General features: G+C 37.1%; 18 protein-coding genes and 1 riboswitch. Of the genes, 13 read left to right on the top strand and 5 right to left on the bottom strand.

Going from position 1 to position 15740, the window contains the following annotated elements; translation table 11 throughout:
- The first annotated feature begins 750 nt into the window (after positions 1–750).
- On the top strand, positions 751–1170 hold the full coding sequence (locus tag H7K77_RS20230) for an organic hydroperoxide resistance protein (RefSeq protein WP_186580721.1): 420 nt from the start codon (positions 751–753) through the stop codon (positions 1168–1170).
- 197 nt (positions 1171–1367) lie between these two features.
- Here the strand turns inward: H7K77_RS20230 and yidC are convergent, their stop codons facing one another.
- Complete coding sequence (gene yidC, locus H7K77_RS20225; RefSeq protein ID WP_186580719.1) at positions 1368–2183, bottom strand: membrane protein insertase YidC; 816 nt, start codon at positions 2181–2183, stop codon at positions 1368–1370.
- Positions 2135–2506, bottom strand: a complete 372-nt coding sequence (locus tag H7K77_RS20220) for a hypothetical protein (protein ID WP_186580717.1) — start codon at positions 2504–2506, stop codon at positions 2135–2137. Before H7K77_RS20220 ends, yidC begins: the two co-directional genes overlap by 49 nt.
- A 157-nt stretch (positions 2507–2663) precedes the next feature.
- Here H7K77_RS20220 and proC point away from each other — a divergent pair, with 157 nt between their 5' ends.
- Entirely contained in the window at positions 2664–3449 is a 786-nt protein-coding gene (gene proC / locus H7K77_RS20215; protein WP_186580715.1) for a pyrroline-5-carboxylate reductase, read from the top strand.
- A 97-nt stretch (positions 3450–3546) separates the two neighbouring features.
- On the opposite strand, the gene H7K77_RS20210 is transcribed toward proC, so the two are convergent.
- Together H7K77_RS20210 and H7K77_RS20205 are read right to left on the bottom strand one after the other, a co-directional pair.
- On the bottom strand, positions 3547–4998 hold the full coding sequence (locus tag H7K77_RS20210; RefSeq protein ID WP_186580713.1) for a flotillin family protein: 1452 nt from the start codon (positions 4996–4998) through the stop codon (positions 3547–3549).
- Between the two features lie 18 nt (positions 4999–5016).
- On the bottom strand, positions 5017–5463 hold the full coding sequence (locus tag H7K77_RS20205) for a protease (RefSeq protein ID WP_186580711.1): 447 nt from the start codon (positions 5461–5463) through the stop codon (positions 5017–5019).
- A gap of 355 nt (positions 5464–5818) precedes the next feature.
- Between H7K77_RS20205 and H7K77_RS20200 the strand changes: the two genes are divergently transcribed.
- Positions 5819–6802, top strand: a complete 984-nt coding sequence (locus H7K77_RS20200) for a processed acidic surface protein (protein ID WP_186580709.1) — start codon at positions 5819–5821, stop codon at positions 6800–6802.
- A gap of 451 nt (positions 6803–7253) precedes the next feature.
- Positions 7254–7679, top strand: a complete 426-nt coding sequence (locus H7K77_RS20195; RefSeq protein WP_186580707.1) for a hypothetical protein — start codon at positions 7254–7256, stop codon at positions 7677–7679.
- A 76-nt stretch (positions 7680–7755) separates the two neighbouring features.
- Here H7K77_RS20195 and H7K77_RS20190 read toward each other — a convergent pair whose 3' ends face one another.
- A complete protein-coding gene (locus H7K77_RS20190) occupies positions 7756–8934 on the bottom strand; it encodes a CynX/NimT family MFS transporter (protein WP_186580705.1) in 1179 nt (392 codons plus the stop codon).
- 133 nt (positions 8935–9067) lie between these two features.
- Here H7K77_RS20190 and lepB point away from each other — a divergent pair, with 133 nt between their 5' ends.
- From lepB to thiE, 9 genes are all read left to right on the top strand, one after another.
- Complete coding sequence (gene lepB, locus H7K77_RS20185) at positions 9068–9616, top strand: signal peptidase I (RefSeq protein WP_186580703.1); 549 nt, start codon at positions 9068–9070, stop codon at positions 9614–9616.
- Between the two features lie 233 nt (positions 9617–9849).
- Positions 9850–10230 carry a TIGR02328 family protein gene (locus H7K77_RS20180; protein WP_186580702.1) on the top strand — a complete coding sequence of 127 codons (381 nt, stop codon included), beginning with the start codon at positions 9850–9852 and terminating at the stop codon, positions 10228–10230.
- Positions 10231–10286: 56 nt separating this feature from the next.
- A complete protein-coding gene (locus tag H7K77_RS20175) occupies positions 10287–10859 on the top strand; it encodes an LOG family protein (RefSeq protein ID WP_186580700.1) in 573 nt (190 codons plus the stop codon).
- 109 nt (positions 10860–10968) lie between these two features.
- Positions 10969–11232, top strand: coding sequence for a transcriptional regulator SplA domain-containing protein (locus tag H7K77_RS20170; RefSeq protein ID WP_328701176.1), 264 nt, complete (start codon positions 10969–10971; stop codon positions 11230–11232).
- Positions 11225–12253, top strand: coding sequence for a spore photoproduct lyase (splB, locus tag H7K77_RS20165; protein WP_186580696.1), 1029 nt, complete (start codon positions 11225–11227; stop codon positions 12251–12253). Before H7K77_RS20170 ends, splB begins: the two co-directional genes overlap by 8 nt.
- A gap of 59 nt (positions 12254–12312) precedes the next feature.
- Positions 12313–12418, top strand: a riboswitch (TPP riboswitch).
- Positions 12419–12544: 126 nt separating this feature from the next.
- On the top strand, positions 12545–13249 hold the full coding sequence (gene tenA / locus H7K77_RS20160; protein WP_186580694.1) for a thiaminase II: 705 nt from the start codon (positions 12545–12547) through the stop codon (positions 13247–13249).
- A complete protein-coding gene (gene thiD, locus H7K77_RS20155; protein WP_186580692.1) occupies positions 13233–14069 on the top strand; it encodes a bifunctional hydroxymethylpyrimidine kinase/phosphomethylpyrimidine kinase in 837 nt (278 codons plus the stop codon). Before tenA ends, thiD begins: the two co-directional genes overlap by 17 nt.
- Positions 14053–14865: a hydroxyethylthiazole kinase gene (thiM, locus tag H7K77_RS20150; RefSeq protein WP_186580690.1), complete on the top strand. Its 813-nt coding sequence runs from the start codon at positions 14053–14055 to the stop codon at positions 14863–14865. The genes thiD and thiM overlap by 17 nt, the downstream gene beginning before the upstream one ends.
- A gap of 4 nt (positions 14866–14869) precedes the next feature.
- Entirely contained in the window at positions 14870–15520 is a 651-nt protein-coding gene (thiE, locus tag H7K77_RS20145; protein WP_186580688.1) for a thiamine phosphate synthase, read from the top strand.
- Positions 15521–15740 lie beyond the last annotated feature (220 nt).

Genomic DNA, 15740 nt, shown 5'->3' with positions numbered 1-15740 from the left:
ATGTCGCTGCGGAAAAACACTCGCTTTCCGTGGGGAACGCTTCAGCTTCCTCGCTCGCAAAAGTGCATGCACCTGCGTCTGCTAGTAACGCTTCGAAGTGGGCTTCCTCGGTGCAAGGGCGCAAAGATGATTGTTCAAGTAGTCCCCTCGCTCCCTGTGGGATCTTCAGACTGTTCCTTTCCCACAGGACAAGGGATGCTTCTTAGTGACACATCGCACGAAGAAAATTGGTCTATATTTTCGAGGATCTCGCATTTTTCCTCCGCTTAGTATAGCTTTCTTTTCTAGTGAAAAAAGCCGGATTCGTTGATATATTGGTATTTCGTATCACTATATATAATTAGAATTTTTCAATTAGCGTAGGCAGAATACGGAGACTTCTGTGGGAACAGCACGAGGTGAAGATCCCGGAAGAGCGGTCTTTGCGTCACGGGAAGGCTTGAGGCCGTGCCCACGGAAAGCGGAGTATTCTGCCGAAGCGAGTTTATAGCACTCCTCCATAAGTATTTATTACTTCGCATCTATAGAGATTGTGTCATATATTTAGTATTAGCTTTTACTAAAGGGAAATTAGGGTTTAGAAGTTTTTATGGAAAACGGAAAACAAGAGAAAAATAATCTTGTAGGCCGATTTTTTTATTTTTTGTGTTATTAATGTTTAGATAATGGTAGGAAAAGGAATAAATAGAGTAGAATTAATTAGAATAGGACTTTAAAAGTAAAGGTCTATATAAAAAAGGAGTGGATTTAATGAGTAATGTACTATTTACATCCCAAGCTACAGCACAAGGTGGACGTGAAGGTCACGTAAAATCAAGTGACGGAATCATTGATGTAAAACTAGTTAACCCTGCTAGTGGATCAAAAGAAGCAGGTTCAAACCCAGAGCAATTGTTTGCGGCAGGTTATTCAGCTTGTTATGATGGTGCGCTAAATCTTATGGCATCTAAGCAAAAGAAGGAAATTGAGTCAGAGGTAACAGCTGAAGTTAGCTTATTAAAAGATGAAGCTGATAACGGTTTTAAGATTGGTGTTGTACTTAACGTTAATATTAAAGGAGTAACACAGGAAGAAGCAGAACAACTTGCTAAAGCGGCACATGACTTCTGCCCATATTCTAAAGCTACAAGAGGTAATATTGACGTAGAGTTGAAGCCTAAAGCTGTATAATAATAGAAAAAGGGAGAAGGTCCAAAACGGACTTTCTCCCTTTTTTTAGTATAGAAAATTATAAAATCAGCTTCAAACGCCAGCGACTAGCAACACTTCCCTCGCCTCCGTACGATAACAATTCGTTTACCGTGTTGCCTTATCTCCTACGACCTAGTCCATTCCGTATGTCGCTAGCCGCGCTCTGCATTCTGTTCTTAATTCTTAATGCTAGAAGGTGTTAATGTTTGCTTAGGTTGATAAAGCTTTTTAGATAGAAACTGTTGAAAAATCAAGAACATACCTCCGACCGTCCAATAGAGAGGTAAAGCAGCGGGGGCCGAAAAGGATACAAAGCCAATCATAACAGGAGAAATAAGTCCCATCATGGCCATTTGTTTTTGTTGCTTTGGTTCCAAACCAATTTGGGTGACCTTAAATTGTATGAAATAAATGGCTGCTGCTATAAAAGGCATAATCATATCTGTTTGTCCTAGGTTAAACCATAAAAAAGAATGCTCCGCAATCTCAGGAGTTGATCTAATTGCATAATAAAACCCAATTAGAATAGGGAATTGAATAATCATTGGCAGGCAACCCATCGATGCAATTGGATTAAAGTTATGCTTCTTATAAAGGGCCATCATCTCCTCTTGCATTTTTTTCTGAGACTCTGCATCCTTTTTTTGTTTATACTTTGTCTGTAACGCATCAAGTTCGGGCTTCATTGTACTCATTTTGTCCTTCATTTGATAACTGCCCTTTTGTTGTTTAAGCATTAGTGGCATTAATGCCAAGCGAACAATTAATGTAACAAGAACAATGGACAGTCCGTAGTTACCACCAAAAAATGTAGCAACATTCTTAATGAAAACAATAAAAGTATAAACGAAATAACGGTCAAAAAAACCTGCAGTTTCAGGGTCAATTGTTTGACTGTTAGCTCCTTGGCAGCCTGATAAAACGAACAATAGAAGTAGTAAACCTATAAAGCTATATTTTTTGAAAAAAGTGAATAAAGTTTGTTTAGACATGTTAGTCCTCCTCGAATTGTTAGATACGTTTTGTTCAAATTCGAGGAATTGTTGTCTGAATCGTCTTCAGGTCCTTCTTTGCGCTTCATTTTCTTGGTGATCCAACTAAGTCTATCTGATTTAGAGTTAACATTCACTCGGTTTAGTTGAGCTGTTATATTTATAAACTTTTGATTTTTTGTCGTAATGGACCGGTAATCATTAAGATAATGATGTGTAATATGAACAAGCTGCAGTGAACAGAAAATTGTTAAAATAATCGTTATATAAAAGTACATCGGGTAAAAATCACTATTGATTTCACTAATAAGGTCTAAAACCAACTGTATTCACCCCCTTCTTATATTTGAAGTTACTATTCTATCTTTATACAATATTGAATTAAAGTCAAAGGTAGGTTTTGTGACCAATTCCTTATTTAAGATAATGCTATTTCAATATGCTACAATATAGGCAATTAAGTACATGGGAGGAGAAGTTATGACAAAAACAAAACTATTGTTTATCGGAGCAGGACGTATGGCGCAGGCTATGATAGCTGGACTAACCCAAAACGGAAATGCACAAATCTATGTAACGAATAACGGAAATCAAAAACGATTAGAAGATGTTGTTCAAAAATATGGAATACAGGCTGTATCCAATTGGCAGCAAGTCATTAATGAAGTAAATGTAGTTATTTTAGCCATTCCCCCTGAAACACATAAAGAGCTACTTAAGGAAATGAAGGATTATGTGAATAGTCAATTAGTAGTCACTGTTGCAGCTGGGATTGGACCAAGTACGCTAGAAAAAACTCTTCCAGAAAATACACCAGTTGCTTGGGTAATGCCAAACACTGCTGCTGAGTTAGGTGAATCTTCAACCCTTTACACATTGGGTAAAAGTACTACCTCCGGTCATGTGCAGTTGTTAGAAGAAGTCCTGGAGCCAATAGGGGATTATCAAGAAGTAAGCGAACAGCAAGTTAAGCAATTAACAGCACTAACTGGTAGTGCACCTGCATTCGTCTATCTAATGGCAGATGCATTAGTAAATATCGCACGTGAAACGGGTATTACAGAAACCCAGGCACGAAAGATAATTGCTCAAATGATTTCTGGGTCTGCAGCTATGTTACAAACTGCGGAAGCTCCTATGGATTTAGCTAATCAAGTAGCAACACCAGGTGGATCTACAGCAGAGGGCTTAAGAGTATTGCAAGAAAATAAGTTAGATGAATTAATGAAAGCTGCTATAGGGGCTTGTAGAAATCATGTTGGGTAAACAATTGATAAGGGAAGCATTAGATACCTTACTTCCCTTATCGTTGTTATATTCATTTTAAAATTATTACTAGTTTTAATTTTGATAGGGTGACTTTTTACTCAATATCACCTGTATTTAAATTCTCCTTTGTAGTTTGGGCTAGGTTATTTTTTATCTTAGATTCACTTTTTGCAGCTACATTATCTAACATTCCTTTTAGGTCTACTCCTGAGACATCTTTTAAGGTTTCTGGAAGTTGGCTCATTAATTTTGTTACATAACTACTCATTCGAGTGGCGCCGTCACCATCTCCATTTCCGTTATCAACCACAGTAACCTTATCAATAGCACGAACAGGATCCGCAATTTTACCTGCAAACTCAGGTAGCATTTTAATGATCATTTCAAGGATTGCTGCTTCCCCGTATTTCTCCATTGCATCTGCTAATTTTTCTTTAGCTTCAGCTTCAGCAAAACCTTTTAAGCGGATAGCTTCAGCTTCTGCTTCCCCGTCAAGTCGAATTTGGGCAGCTTCAGCTTCGGCATTCTTAACTCGGGTAACTTTATCTGCCTCTGCTTTTTGTTCGGCGGCATACCGTTCTGCTTCCGCCTTTTTAGATATTTCTGCTTCATATTGACGCTGTTTACGCAGAACCTCTTTTTCATCAATTTCAATTTGTTTATTTTTCTCAACGAGTTGAATTTGCATTTCTTCCTGTTTTACTTGCTGTTCAGATTTGGCACCTTGTAATTTATAAGCCATATCCGCTTCGGCTTTGGCGGTGTCTTGATCTCGTTTATATGCTGCGATCTTTAGTTCCTTTTCTTTTGTTGCCTCTGCAATTTGCGTTTCGCTTAGTAGCTCTGCGCTTTTACTTTCTCTTTCTGCTTCCGCCTTCTTAATTCTAGCATCACGCATTGCATTTGCTTCTGCAATTTGTGCATCTCGTTTAACTTCAGAAATTCGTGGCTTACCTAAGGCTTCTAAATAACCATTCTCATCTTGAACATCTTTAATGGTAAAAGAAACGATTTGTAGCCCCATTTTTTTTAAGTCTACAGCTGCTTGTGTTTGTACCTCTTGAGCAAAACGTTCTCGGTTTTTGTAAATTTCCTCAACAGTCATCGTTCCTAGAATCGCACGAAGGTGCCCCTCGAGTACCTCTTGAGCTTCTCCTCGAAGTTCGGAATTATCTTTACCAAGGAATTGTTCCCCGGCTGTTGCAATTCCTTCAGTAGTGCTTTGTACTTTAATAATAGCTGTACCGTCTGCCATAACAGGTACCCCATTTTCGGTATAAACATTTGGTGTGGAAATATCGAGACTGTGAGATCGTAAGCTGATTTTTTCAAACTGTTGAAAGATCGGGAGAATAAAAGCACCGCCACCACGGACAATCTTTATTCCACTACCGCCATCCACTTTATGTACATTTTTGTTACCAAGAAAGCTACCGGTAACGATCATAGCATCGTCTGCACCAACTGTTTTATATCGAGCTGCAAATAAAATAGCAAACGCTACAAAGACAGCGGCAATAACACCAATCACAATAATAAAATCCATAATTAGCCCCCTGAAATTTTATAACTCGTTTATTTCGGATACATGTAAAATCTGATCTTTTACTTGAACAACAACAACTTTAGACCCTTGTTTAATTTCATTAGAATCAAAACTTTGAGCTGATTCGTTACGACTTCCATTTGGTGATTCAATAAACACCTCTCCAAGGCCTTGAGCCGGAATGGTTGTCAATACTTCTCCAATCCGCCCTTCTAGATCTTTTATCGAGATGGAAGTAGATGCCTCTGCATGTGACATAGGAATAACAATAAAGTAATAGATCATAATATAAGACAAAATACCTATAAACAGACTGGCGATGAGTACATAAAGACTATCCAAGCTAGAGTACTTAGTTAATAAAACGCCGGCACCACCAACAACGGATAGTGTACCAAAGACTAAAAGTGGGTTGAGGAATTCACCTAAACTATCGAATATGCTATCTAGTAAGCCATTAATCATGTCCCCAAAGAATAACGAAATGATTGCAATTGAAAGACTGCCCCAGAGTAGGCCCCAATAAATATCTAAAGCAACAATAAGAACACATCCTTTCGTAATTTTCTAGCTGTTCAACTAATATATACGTTTAAAAATGGCAAAAAGTTCCCATTTTATGGTGGGATTTAATGAGGTTTGGATTGTCGTATGGAATTATTTTAAGTAAATTAGAGTTATATTTAGTATTATCTAGAATTTTGATGTTATAGTTAGTTATATTTAATTTTTATCAAAATTTGTAAAAAAATGATTGTTTTTGAGTTAAAACGGTATATAATTAGATTGTTAAAATTCATTTTTTTATGGAGGAATTAGGTTGAAAAAGTATTGGCTTGCAAGTTTCTTGTCTGTTTTAATTTTTATTGGTATTAATCCATTCTCAACATCTGCTGCAGTACAACAAAGTGAATTAGATGATTATTTGACATCTATTGGAATGAGTCAAGAACAGTTAGAAAACTACTTAAATGAAAACTATGATGATTCAATTGCTAACTATGAATCTTTGATTGACCTGAAGGATTTCTTAGGAGAAACGGTAACAGAGGCTACATTACAAGAGTTAGTAGTAAGCTATGATATTACGTTAGAGGAGCTAGAGGGTATATTAGCAGAGTCTGGCTATACTATTGATGAATTTACTTTTATCGATGATATTGATTTTATTGTCTCAGAATATTACTTAGGTGATGGCGCATTTGACCTTATCGGTGAAATGATGGAGAGCTTTGGTCTAACTGAAGCAGAGATGGATAAACTAACTAGTCATTTTGAAACGGTACTCAATGGAAGTCAGCTATTAGAAGAACTAGAAGCGATTTCTGCTGATTTCGATGCACTGGGTGAATTTGATTCGGCTAGTGATTTAACTGCAGAACAATTAGAACAATTCAAGACAGTATGGAATAGAATCCTTCAAGGTTTCGAACTTCAAGCCAAATATTATATAGTAGAAAACGGTGTGGAATCAGAAGTGACTCTTGACTATTTGTTGCAAATTCCAGATGCGGATATTAGCGCCCTTACTATTGAGTTGTATAATTTAAATGGTGATTTATTGGCTGATATGGTAATAACAGGTGAGATGTTCGGTTCAGACTTAGTAGAAGATGTAACAATTGAACAACCTCCTGTTCAAGCAACACCTGAGAAAACTACAAAGGTTGAAAGTGTAGCTAAACAAACTGAGGAACAGAATGAATTGCCGAATACAGCAAGTCCATTTGGAAATCTTATGTTAATAGGGACCCTACTTCTTGTTGTAGGAGCTGGAATAGTTAAGTTTAGAAGAACTATATAAATAGCAAAAACCAGATGATCTCATCTGGTTTTTGCTATTTATAGCTCACTTACTAAACATAAATATTTTCACTTTAGAGATAAACTCTGCAGTAACTAACTTCTTACTATTTTTTTAAGTGAATGCTGCCACGGAAAGCGGAGTAATCATACCCTTCAGATAAGTAAATAAGGGAATTACTTACTGCAGATTCTATAGATTTTACTTATCAAAAATAAACTTAAGAAGGCCAACAGAATTTCATCATATAAATATAAATGTAGCGCTTACATTTTGATATAATAGTACAAGGGAGGGGTTAATTTGAAACAAATAAAAAGAAGTCCACTACGAATTTATCTAGGTATAAAAGCTAGATGATGAATTTTTGACAGTTAATCATGCAGTAATGATGTATAATCCTCTTATACCACAGACGGATACTCGTTAAAGAAAAAGGAGGGTGTTACGGGTGAAATGGATAAGAAGGTTAACGATTGCTGCTATAATTATAGGGGGATTACTTTATGCAATATATCATTTTGGTACAGAATATATTGCAAGTAAGGTTGTTGAAGAGATGGATGTTCAACTGACTTCTATTGAAGCAAGGGAAGAAATACAGAGGTATCTAGATAATTCACCAGAATTAAAGCAATTCGTTGAAGAAGGGGCAAGTCTATCAGATGAGTCATTACCATTTACTACGAAGGAAGAAGCGGTGAAAAAAGTAGTTACTAAACTTAATGTTACAGAGATACAAGAAATACAGGCTATGGTTGAAAACGGTGTATCAACAGAGGAACAACAGATCTTATTAAAAAAAGTAGAAGATAAATTGTCTTCGGATGAACTTGATGCACTAAAAGTTGTTATATATAAGGAACTATATCAATAAGTTATTCTTAGGAATTAACATTGTAGAAAGCGGATTAAGGCCTTCACCTTAATCCGGAGCTTGATCAGTACGGCAGCTAAATTACGTATTTATCTCTACTTGCGCCTAATCCAAACATAGTCATGAATAAGCAGACGATCATTATGGTAATAATGGAAGGTGACCAATTTGATGTGACATCAAAGAGTAAACCAATTGCAATTGGTCCTATGGAGGCTAATAAATAACCGAATGATTGGGCCATTCCAGATAGCTCAGCCGATTGTCTTGCATTGGTAGTACGTAACCCTAACAAGGCAAGTGCAAGACTTATGCTTGATCCTAGAGCAAGGCCAATTAAAGTAATCCAAATAGTAGTCAGTAAAAATGAACCGCCAAAGTATAACCCGATATATCCTGTTAGGGCAAGGATACCGAAAGATAAGACAATTCCTTGTTGGTTTTTAAAACGTCCTGCTAGAATGGGTGTTATAAAGGTAGCTGGTAAACTAACAAATTGCATATAGGATAGAAGCCAACCCGCGGTTGAGATGGAAAACCCTTGGCTATGTAATATTTCTGGTAACCATGAGATAGTTACATAAAAAGTAAAGGATTGTAATCCCATAAATAGCGTCACTTGCCAAGCTAATGAAGAGTTTAATAGCTTCCTTGCAGATGGTTCATATAACCTAGTATCCATAGTGGTGCGCGTTAACTTTATACTAATTGTCCAAACTATTATTGCTAATAAGGCTAGAAGTGACCAACTTAGTAAAGACTTTTGCCATCCTAATCCGAAATTTTTGGCTAAAGGAATACTAAGTCCGGAAGCGGTTGCCGCAAAAATAGACATACATGTTGTATAAATTGCTGTTAGTAGACCTATTTTATTTGGGAACTTCTCTTTAATAAAGCCAGGCAGAATTACATTACACAATGCTACTCCTATACCTACTAATGTCGTACCGATATAAAGGGTAAGCGTAGCAGCAACTGAGCGGATTAGAATACCGATAAATAATATGATTAGTCCTAGTAATAACGTTCTTTCATTCCCAATTTTATTTCCGATCTTAGGTGCCAAAGGAGATATTGCTGCAAAAGCCAAAAGAGGCAAACTGGTAATAAGACCAGTATTCCAATTGGCGAGCTGTAAATCATCCCTAATCGTCCCCATTAGTGGACCTACTGCTGTTATGGCAGGCCTTAGATTAAAGGCAATTAATATAATGCCTATGATTAGAAAATAATATTTTGTGTTTGTTTTGTTCATAGAAGATCTCCTATATTTCAGTTTTTATCATATTAGTATAGAATAACATAGAGAGATAAAAGTGATAATCCATTTTCCACGATAAAAGCTTATGGTTGCATTAAATAATTTATAAAAGAGGACTGTATTCATTATGAAAAATAAAATGGTATCAGAATTAATTTCCTGGGTAAAAGCATTAGCAATTGCACTGATTATTGTTTTAGTATGTAGACAGTTTTTAATAACCCCATCTATTGTAAAAGGTGAATCGATGATGCCTAATCTCCAAGATGGGGATCGAATTATATTGAGTAAAATAAGTAAGATAGATCGGTTTGATGAAATTGCGTTTCATGCACCTGATTCAAAGGATAATTATGTGAAGAGGGTGATTGGTTTACCGGGTGACCAAATTCAAATGAATAATGACAAATTAATTATTAATGGGAAGGTTTATGATGAACCATACTTGAATGCATCTAAATCACAACTGCCAGAAAACCAATCCTTTACCTACGATTTTAATTTAGAAGATCTAACAGGGGAAACAGAGGTTCCAGAAGGAAAATTATTTGTTCTTGGTGATAATCGCAAATTGAGTAAAGATAGTAGGATTTTTGGCTTTATCTCTGAAGAGTCCGTGATTGGCGATGTTAAAATGAGGATTTGGCCATTAGATTCCATTGAGATTATAAATTAATAGTACGGATCTAAACTTATGAATACTGTAATAAACTAATTAGTGAAGATTGATTTAATATTAATTAGATAGAGGGCTTCTAGGAGAAGGTCTCTTTTTTTTACTCATATCCATCCGAAAGAAGGGAAAATATTAAAAAAGTATCGCAATGAACATTGGGGAGATAGCTAGACTTGATTACGTTTACCACTTACTATGTATGGTATAACACTAAACTAGTTAGGGGTATAGGTATGCGATTGTGGCATGAAAAGTTAATAAGCAAATTACCACGTCAACAGTTACTCGGACAACACCGAGAATGTTGTGCACTAAGAGGAAATGGTTGGGGTAAACCACATGCAATAGTGAACTATGTATTTCGATATGCTCCAATTAGATTAGTGAGGTACCACCAACTAATTATGGATGAGATGAAACAACGTGGTTATAACGTCAATGAGTTATGGTTAGATCCTTATTATAGAGGAAAGTCTTGTGAAAGCTTTGATGATAAAGGCCTATATGGACAGGACAATGAAGAAGGTTTAATTATATATCCAGAGCATAATGAGGGCTATTTAACAGAGTGTATAGATAATTTATCTAGTAAGGGAATCTATATCTCTTTTTAACAGAATCTTAATATTAATAATGTAAAATAAAAGGAATAACAAACGGTGGTGATAAAATGAAATCTATCTGTGTATTTGCTGGTTCTAGTTTGGGATCAAAACCAGCATATCAAAGTAAAGCCTTTGAGCTTGGGGAGTTGATTGCTGAAAAGGGAATAAAGCTCATTTATGGAGGCTCAAAAACAGGATTGATGGGTGTGATTGCAAATGCAGTCTTAGCTTCAGGTGGTCAAGTGGTTGGTATCATGCCAAAAGGATTGTTTCATGGTGAAAATGTACATATAGGATTGTCTGAATTCATAGAAGTGGAGAGCATGCATCAGCGGAAAGCTATGATGAGTGATTTAGCGGACGGCTATATTGCCTTACCAGGAGGACTAGGAACATTTGAGGAGCTTTTTGAAGTATTGTGTTGGGCTCAAATTGGAATTCATCAGAAACCTATAGGACTGTTGAACGTACAGGGTTATTATGATCCACTATTAAATTTGATTGAATACAGTGTGAATGAGGGATTCTCAGGGCATGCGCATTCCTATATTGTTCAATCGTCTTCAGAACCAGAGCAGTTATTAACAATGATGAATAATTATCAAATACCTGACATTGAACGTAAATGGAACGTATAAAAGTAGAGAAAAAAACTTGCTGCCATATGCAGTAAGTTTTTTTCTTTAAACATATTCCTTTAATATTTAGCAAATAATAAAGCAACACTACAGGAAAATAGGTGAGAATATGGAAATGAATAATACAATTTATCATGCAGGTGATATTGTTTATGTAATTATTAGAAATCCCCATGTCCAAGGAGCTGCTAATGTCCAAGAGGCTGCAGTAGTTAATAATCCTGATCATCCAGGAGAATTAGCGTTATTTGTATATGAAACGTACTACCCGTTAACTGATGATGTTGCGGTGTATGTATCACGTACAGAGGCAGAAGAAGAATTCAGCCAAGCTTTTGGATCTGTAGATGACATTGAGGGTTTTTATGGTTAAGCCATTTGTGCCTCAGCTTGTCTACTTTGAACCTAGAGCATTAGAGTATCCATTAGGCAAGAGGCTAAAGGATAAATTTGAAAATATGGGTCTGGAAATTCGAGAAACAACTTCTCATAATCAAGTTCGTAATCTGCCAGGTGATAATGACTTCCAGAAATACCGAAATGCTAAATCTACATTAGTAGTAGGCGTTAGAAAGACATTAAAGTTTGATACATCCAAGCCATCTGCTGAGTATGCGATTCCTTTTGCGACAGGATGCATGGGACACTGCCACTATTGTTACCTACAGACAACTATGGGTAGTAAACCTTATATCCGTACATATGTCAATACGGATGAAATTTTTGATGCAGCGGATAAATACATGAAAGAGCGTGCACCCGAAATTACAAGATTTGAAGCATCTTGTACATCAGATATTGTTGGGATTGATCATCTTACACATAGCCTAAAACAAGCGATTGAATACTTTGGTAAATCTCAACATGGTTTGCTTCGTTTTGTTACTAAATTTGCGCATGTAGATCATTTATTAGATGCGGAACATAACGGTCGCACACGATTTCGCTTTAGTATTAACGCAGATTATGTAATTAAGTACTTTGAACCAGGTACTTCCAGGCTTCCAGAACGTATTGAAGCAGCAGTTAAAATAGCTGAAGCTGGTTATCCGTTAGGCTTTATTATTGCCCCTATCTATTTGCATGAAGGATGGAAAACGGGATACGGTGAAATGTTAGAAAAATTAGAGGAAGCACTTCCTGCCTTTGCAAAGAAGGACCTTACGTTTGAATTGATTCAGCACCGGTTCACGCAGCCAGCAAAGCGAGTGATTCAGAAAAATTACCCGATGACTAAACTAGAGTTGGATGAATCAAAGCGAAAGTGGAAATGGGGACGATATGGTATAGGCAAGTATGTTTATACGAATGAAGAGCAAGAAGATATGAAGGACACCATTGGGGGATATATCGATCGACTTTTCCCGGAAGCTAGAATTGAATACTTTACGTGAATGAATATAGTTGACAGGAGTAACATATAGTGTTTAAGTAGAAGTGTAATTGAATATAGGAAGTCCACTAGGGGCGCTGATTTTTGGCTGAGATAAGGTGTAAACCTTTGTCCCTTTGAACCTGAACTGGTTAATACCAGCGTAGGAAAGTGGAGACGGGATTAAGTATAGGTATATACTTTTATTTGTATGTATGTAGATAACCGCTCCAGTTTTCGGGGGCGGTTTTTTTATTGTATTTTATCCCTGACCTACTTTGACTTCCTTCAAAATTTGGGGAGGAATGTTAAGATGTCATTTTCAAGTGAATTAAGAAAAGAGTCAGATGTTATTTTTCAAGGAATTTTTGAACACCCATTTGTAGAAGGGCTAGGAACTGGGGAGTTAGATAAGCATGCAATCATGCACTATGTCAAAGCTGATTTTGAATACCTGAATGCGTTTATGAACATTTATGGCTTGGCCATAGCAAAGAGTTCTATAAGAGCAGACATGGAATACTTTTACGAAAAAATAGGGTTTGTTTTGAATAGCGAAATTCATCCACATCATAATTTGTGTGATGTAGCTGGGGTTGGATATGATGAGTTGCAAGGATATCCATTACCCCCAACAGCAGATCATTACGTTAGTCATATGAAGACGGCAGCACAACAAGGAAGTATGGGAGAGTTACTTGCTGCTTTACTACCTTGTCCATGGACATATTTAGAAATTGGTAACTATTTAAAAAACAAATATAAACCAACAATTGACCATCCATTTTATGAGTGGATTACCTTTTATGCAAAAGAAGATACTGCGTCTGTTACAACTGAGCTACGTGAGCGTCTAGATTCATGGGCAAAGACAGTGGGCGAGGCAGAAAAGGATAAAGCAAGACAAGCATTTATAAAAAGCTGTCAATTAGAGTATGCATTCTGGGAAATGGCTTATACATTAGAAGAATGGCCGTTTACTATTGAGGAGGTACGATTAAGTGGCGCAAGTAGTTAGTGCATTATCGATAGCTGGAACAGATCCCACCGGAGGGGCTGGAATTCAAGCTGATTTAAAAACATTTCAGGAACGAGAAGTTTACGGTATGAGTGTTGTTACTTCAGTAGTTGCACAAAATACCTTAGGGGTAAAGGATATCCATCACCTTCCAATAGAATTTATTGAACAACAATTAACTGCAGTTTTTGATGATATTGAGCCGAATGCAGTGAAAACAGGTATGATCGCAACAGTAGACATGATGAAATTGATAGCAAACACCCTTAAATCAAAATCTATTCCTTATGTATTAGACCCTGTAATGGTTGCAAAAAGTGGCCACGATTTAATGGAGGATGCCTCGAAAAAGGTGATCAGAGAAACCTTGATTCCGTTAGCAACTGTTGTAACTCCAAATATTCCGGAAGCTGAGATATTAGTAGACTTTAAGATTAATAATACAGAAGATGCTAAGAAGGCTGCAAGAGTTATTGTGGAAGATTTAGGGGCACAAGCCGCAGTAGTAAAGGGTGGCCATTTAAGTGGAGAAGCAATTGACATTTTATACGTCAATAATGAATTCCACTACTTTACTTCAAATCGAACAGAGACAAAACATACACATGGAACGGGATGTACCTTTTCTGCTGCAATTACGGCTGAGTTAGCGAAAGGAAGGTCGATTGCTGAGGCTGTAGCATTGGGGAAAAAGTATATTACGGATGCTATCCAATACACATTAGGATTAGGTAAGGGCAACGGGCCCACCAATCATTGGGGGTATCGTTTAAAGGGTTTACCTAATCAGAAAGGGGATAAAAATGACATTCCTAGCTAGAATGATAGATCAAGTAAGAGACAAGCAACCTCTAGTACACAATATAACCAACCAAGTAGTTATAAATTTCACTGCAAATGGATTGTATGCGTTAGGTGCAGCTCCGGTGATGGCAAATGCTGTGGAGGAAGCTGCTGATATGGCATCGAATGCGGATGCGTTATTACTGAATATTGGAACGTTAACAAGTGCTCAAGTAGAAGCCATGATTTTAGCGGGAAAAGCAGCGAATCAAAAAGGAATTCCTGTAGTCTTAGATCCAGTAGGGGTAGGAGCAACTCACTTCCGAAGCAGAGCGGCAGAGAAAATATTAAAAGAGGTTAAGGTATCTTTTATTCGAGGAAATGCTGGAGAAGTTGGACATTTAGCGGGCTTGACCAGTCAGATGAGAGGTGTCGATGCTAGCGGTGAGAGCGATAATAAGCTAGTGGCACACCAAGCTGTAAAGACGCTTGGAGTTCCCGTAATTGTAACAGGTAAACAAGACGTTATTACAGATGGTAAAACGACTTATGTTATATCTAATGGTCACTTTTTACTTACGAAGGTGACTGGTGCGGGTTGCCTACTTAGCTCAGTAGTTGCAGCATTTTTAGCTAATAGTGACAATTATTTAGACGCGGCAGCAAGTGCTGTTGGGTTTTATGGTGTTGCAGCTGAAATAGCAGCTCAACACACAAATGCACCAGGAAGTTTCCAAGTAGCTTTCTTAGATTCATTATATGAATTGAGAAGTGAAGTTGTGGAGGAAACAATTAAGCTCGAGAGGTTAAAGCTTGTGGAAGAGGTAGAGTGATCATATGGATTTAAAAAGAAGTTTACAAGCTTATTTTATAATGGGGAGTAACAACAGTGATAAAGATCCGTTACTAGTGTTAGACAAAGCATTACAGGGAGGTATAACGTTTTTTCAGTTTAGGGAAAAAGGGGAAAATGCTTTAGAAGGTAACCAGAAAAAAGAACTGGCAATGAAAATGCAGGAACTTTGTAAGAAATATAAGGTCCCTTTTATCGTTAATGATGATGTAACGTTAGCTATCGAGATTAATGCTGACGGTGTTCACGTAGGACAGGATGACGAAAGCGTCACTGAAATCAGAAAAAAATGTCCGAGCCATTTTATTATTGGTGTCTCAGCAACTAACACTGAACAGGCTATTCAAGCAGTTAGGGACGGGGCAGATTATATTGGTGTAGGACCAATCTATGCGACATCCACTAAGGCCGATGCCAAACAACCAATAGGTACAAATGGGATGATAGAAATCAGAAAACTAGTAGGTGATGTACCTATTGTTGCAATTGGTGGTATTAAACAGGTACATGTTCCGGAGATTATCAAAGCTGGAGCTGATGGGGTATCTGTTATTACTGCTATTAGTATGGCTAATGATCCGGGAGAAGTTGCCCGTCAAATTAATCATTTAGTTAGTCAACATGCGTTGAAATAATTATATGTAACCCTTTATCAAATAGGATAAAGGGTTTTTTCTACTAATTGGAGGAACACTTTATCGCTTTGTAGAAATTAGTTAAAGATCCTTTCCTAACCGTTTATTGCTTCTTGCACCATTTGTATAGAAAGCGAAGTAAAGTCCTAAGACCTACATTCATTATATAGGATGAATGCTAAACCATCGCTGCGGAAAAACGCTCGCTTTCCGTGGGGAA

The organism is Aquibacillus kalidii (assembly GCF_014280935.1).
Classification (GTDB): Bacteria; Bacillota; Bacilli; order Bacillales; family Amphibacillaceae; genus Aquibacillus_D; species Aquibacillus_D kalidii.
This window is presented reverse-complemented; position numbering and strand designations above follow the sequence as displayed.

Excerpts from the sequence above, each read along its gene's own strand:
- H7K77_RS20230 (WP_186580721.1), top strand. The coding sequence starts at position 751 with ATGAGTAATGTACTATTTACATCCCAAGCTACAGCACAAGGTGGACGT.
- yidC (WP_186580719.1), bottom strand. The coding sequence starts at position 2,183 with ATGTCTAAACAAACTTTATTCACTTTTTTCAAAAAATATAGCTTTATA.
- proC (WP_186580715.1), top strand. The coding sequence starts at position 2,664 with ATGACAAAAACAAAACTATTGTTTATCGGAGCAGGACGTATGGCGCAG.
- H7K77_RS20210 (WP_186580713.1), bottom strand. The coding sequence starts at position 4,998 with ATGGATTTTATTATTGTGATTGGTGTTATTGCCGCTGTCTTTGTAGCG.
- H7K77_RS20205 (WP_186580711.1), bottom strand. The coding sequence starts at position 5,463 with ATGATTAATGGCTTACTAGATAGCATATTCGATAGTTTAGGTGAATTC.
- H7K77_RS20190 (WP_186580705.1), bottom strand. The coding sequence starts at position 8,934 with ATGAACAAAACAAACACAAAATATTATTTTCTAATCATAGGCATTATA.
- lepB (WP_186580703.1), top strand. The coding sequence starts at position 9,068 with ATGAAAAATAAAATGGTATCAGAATTAATTTCCTGGGTAAAAGCATTA.
- H7K77_RS20180 (WP_186580702.1), top strand. The coding sequence starts at position 9,850 with ATGCGATTGTGGCATGAAAAGTTAATAAGCAAATTACCACGTCAACAG.
- H7K77_RS20175 (WP_186580700.1), top strand. The coding sequence starts at position 10,287 with ATGAAATCTATCTGTGTATTTGCTGGTTCTAGTTTGGGATCAAAACCA.
- H7K77_RS20170 (WP_328701176.1), top strand. The coding sequence starts at position 10,969 with ATGGAAATGAATAATACAATTTATCATGCAGGTGATATTGTTTATGTA.
- splB (WP_186580696.1), top strand. The coding sequence starts at position 11,225 with ATGGTTAAGCCATTTGTGCCTCAGCTTGTCTACTTTGAACCTAGAGCA.
- tenA (WP_186580694.1), top strand. The coding sequence starts at position 12,545 with ATGTCATTTTCAAGTGAATTAAGAAAAGAGTCAGATGTTATTTTTCAA.
- thiM (WP_186580690.1), top strand. The coding sequence starts at position 14,053 with ATGACATTCCTAGCTAGAATGATAGATCAAGTAAGAGACAAGCAACCT.
- thiE (WP_186580688.1), top strand. The coding sequence starts at position 14,870 with ATGGATTTAAAAAGAAGTTTACAAGCTTATTTTATAATGGGGAGTAAC.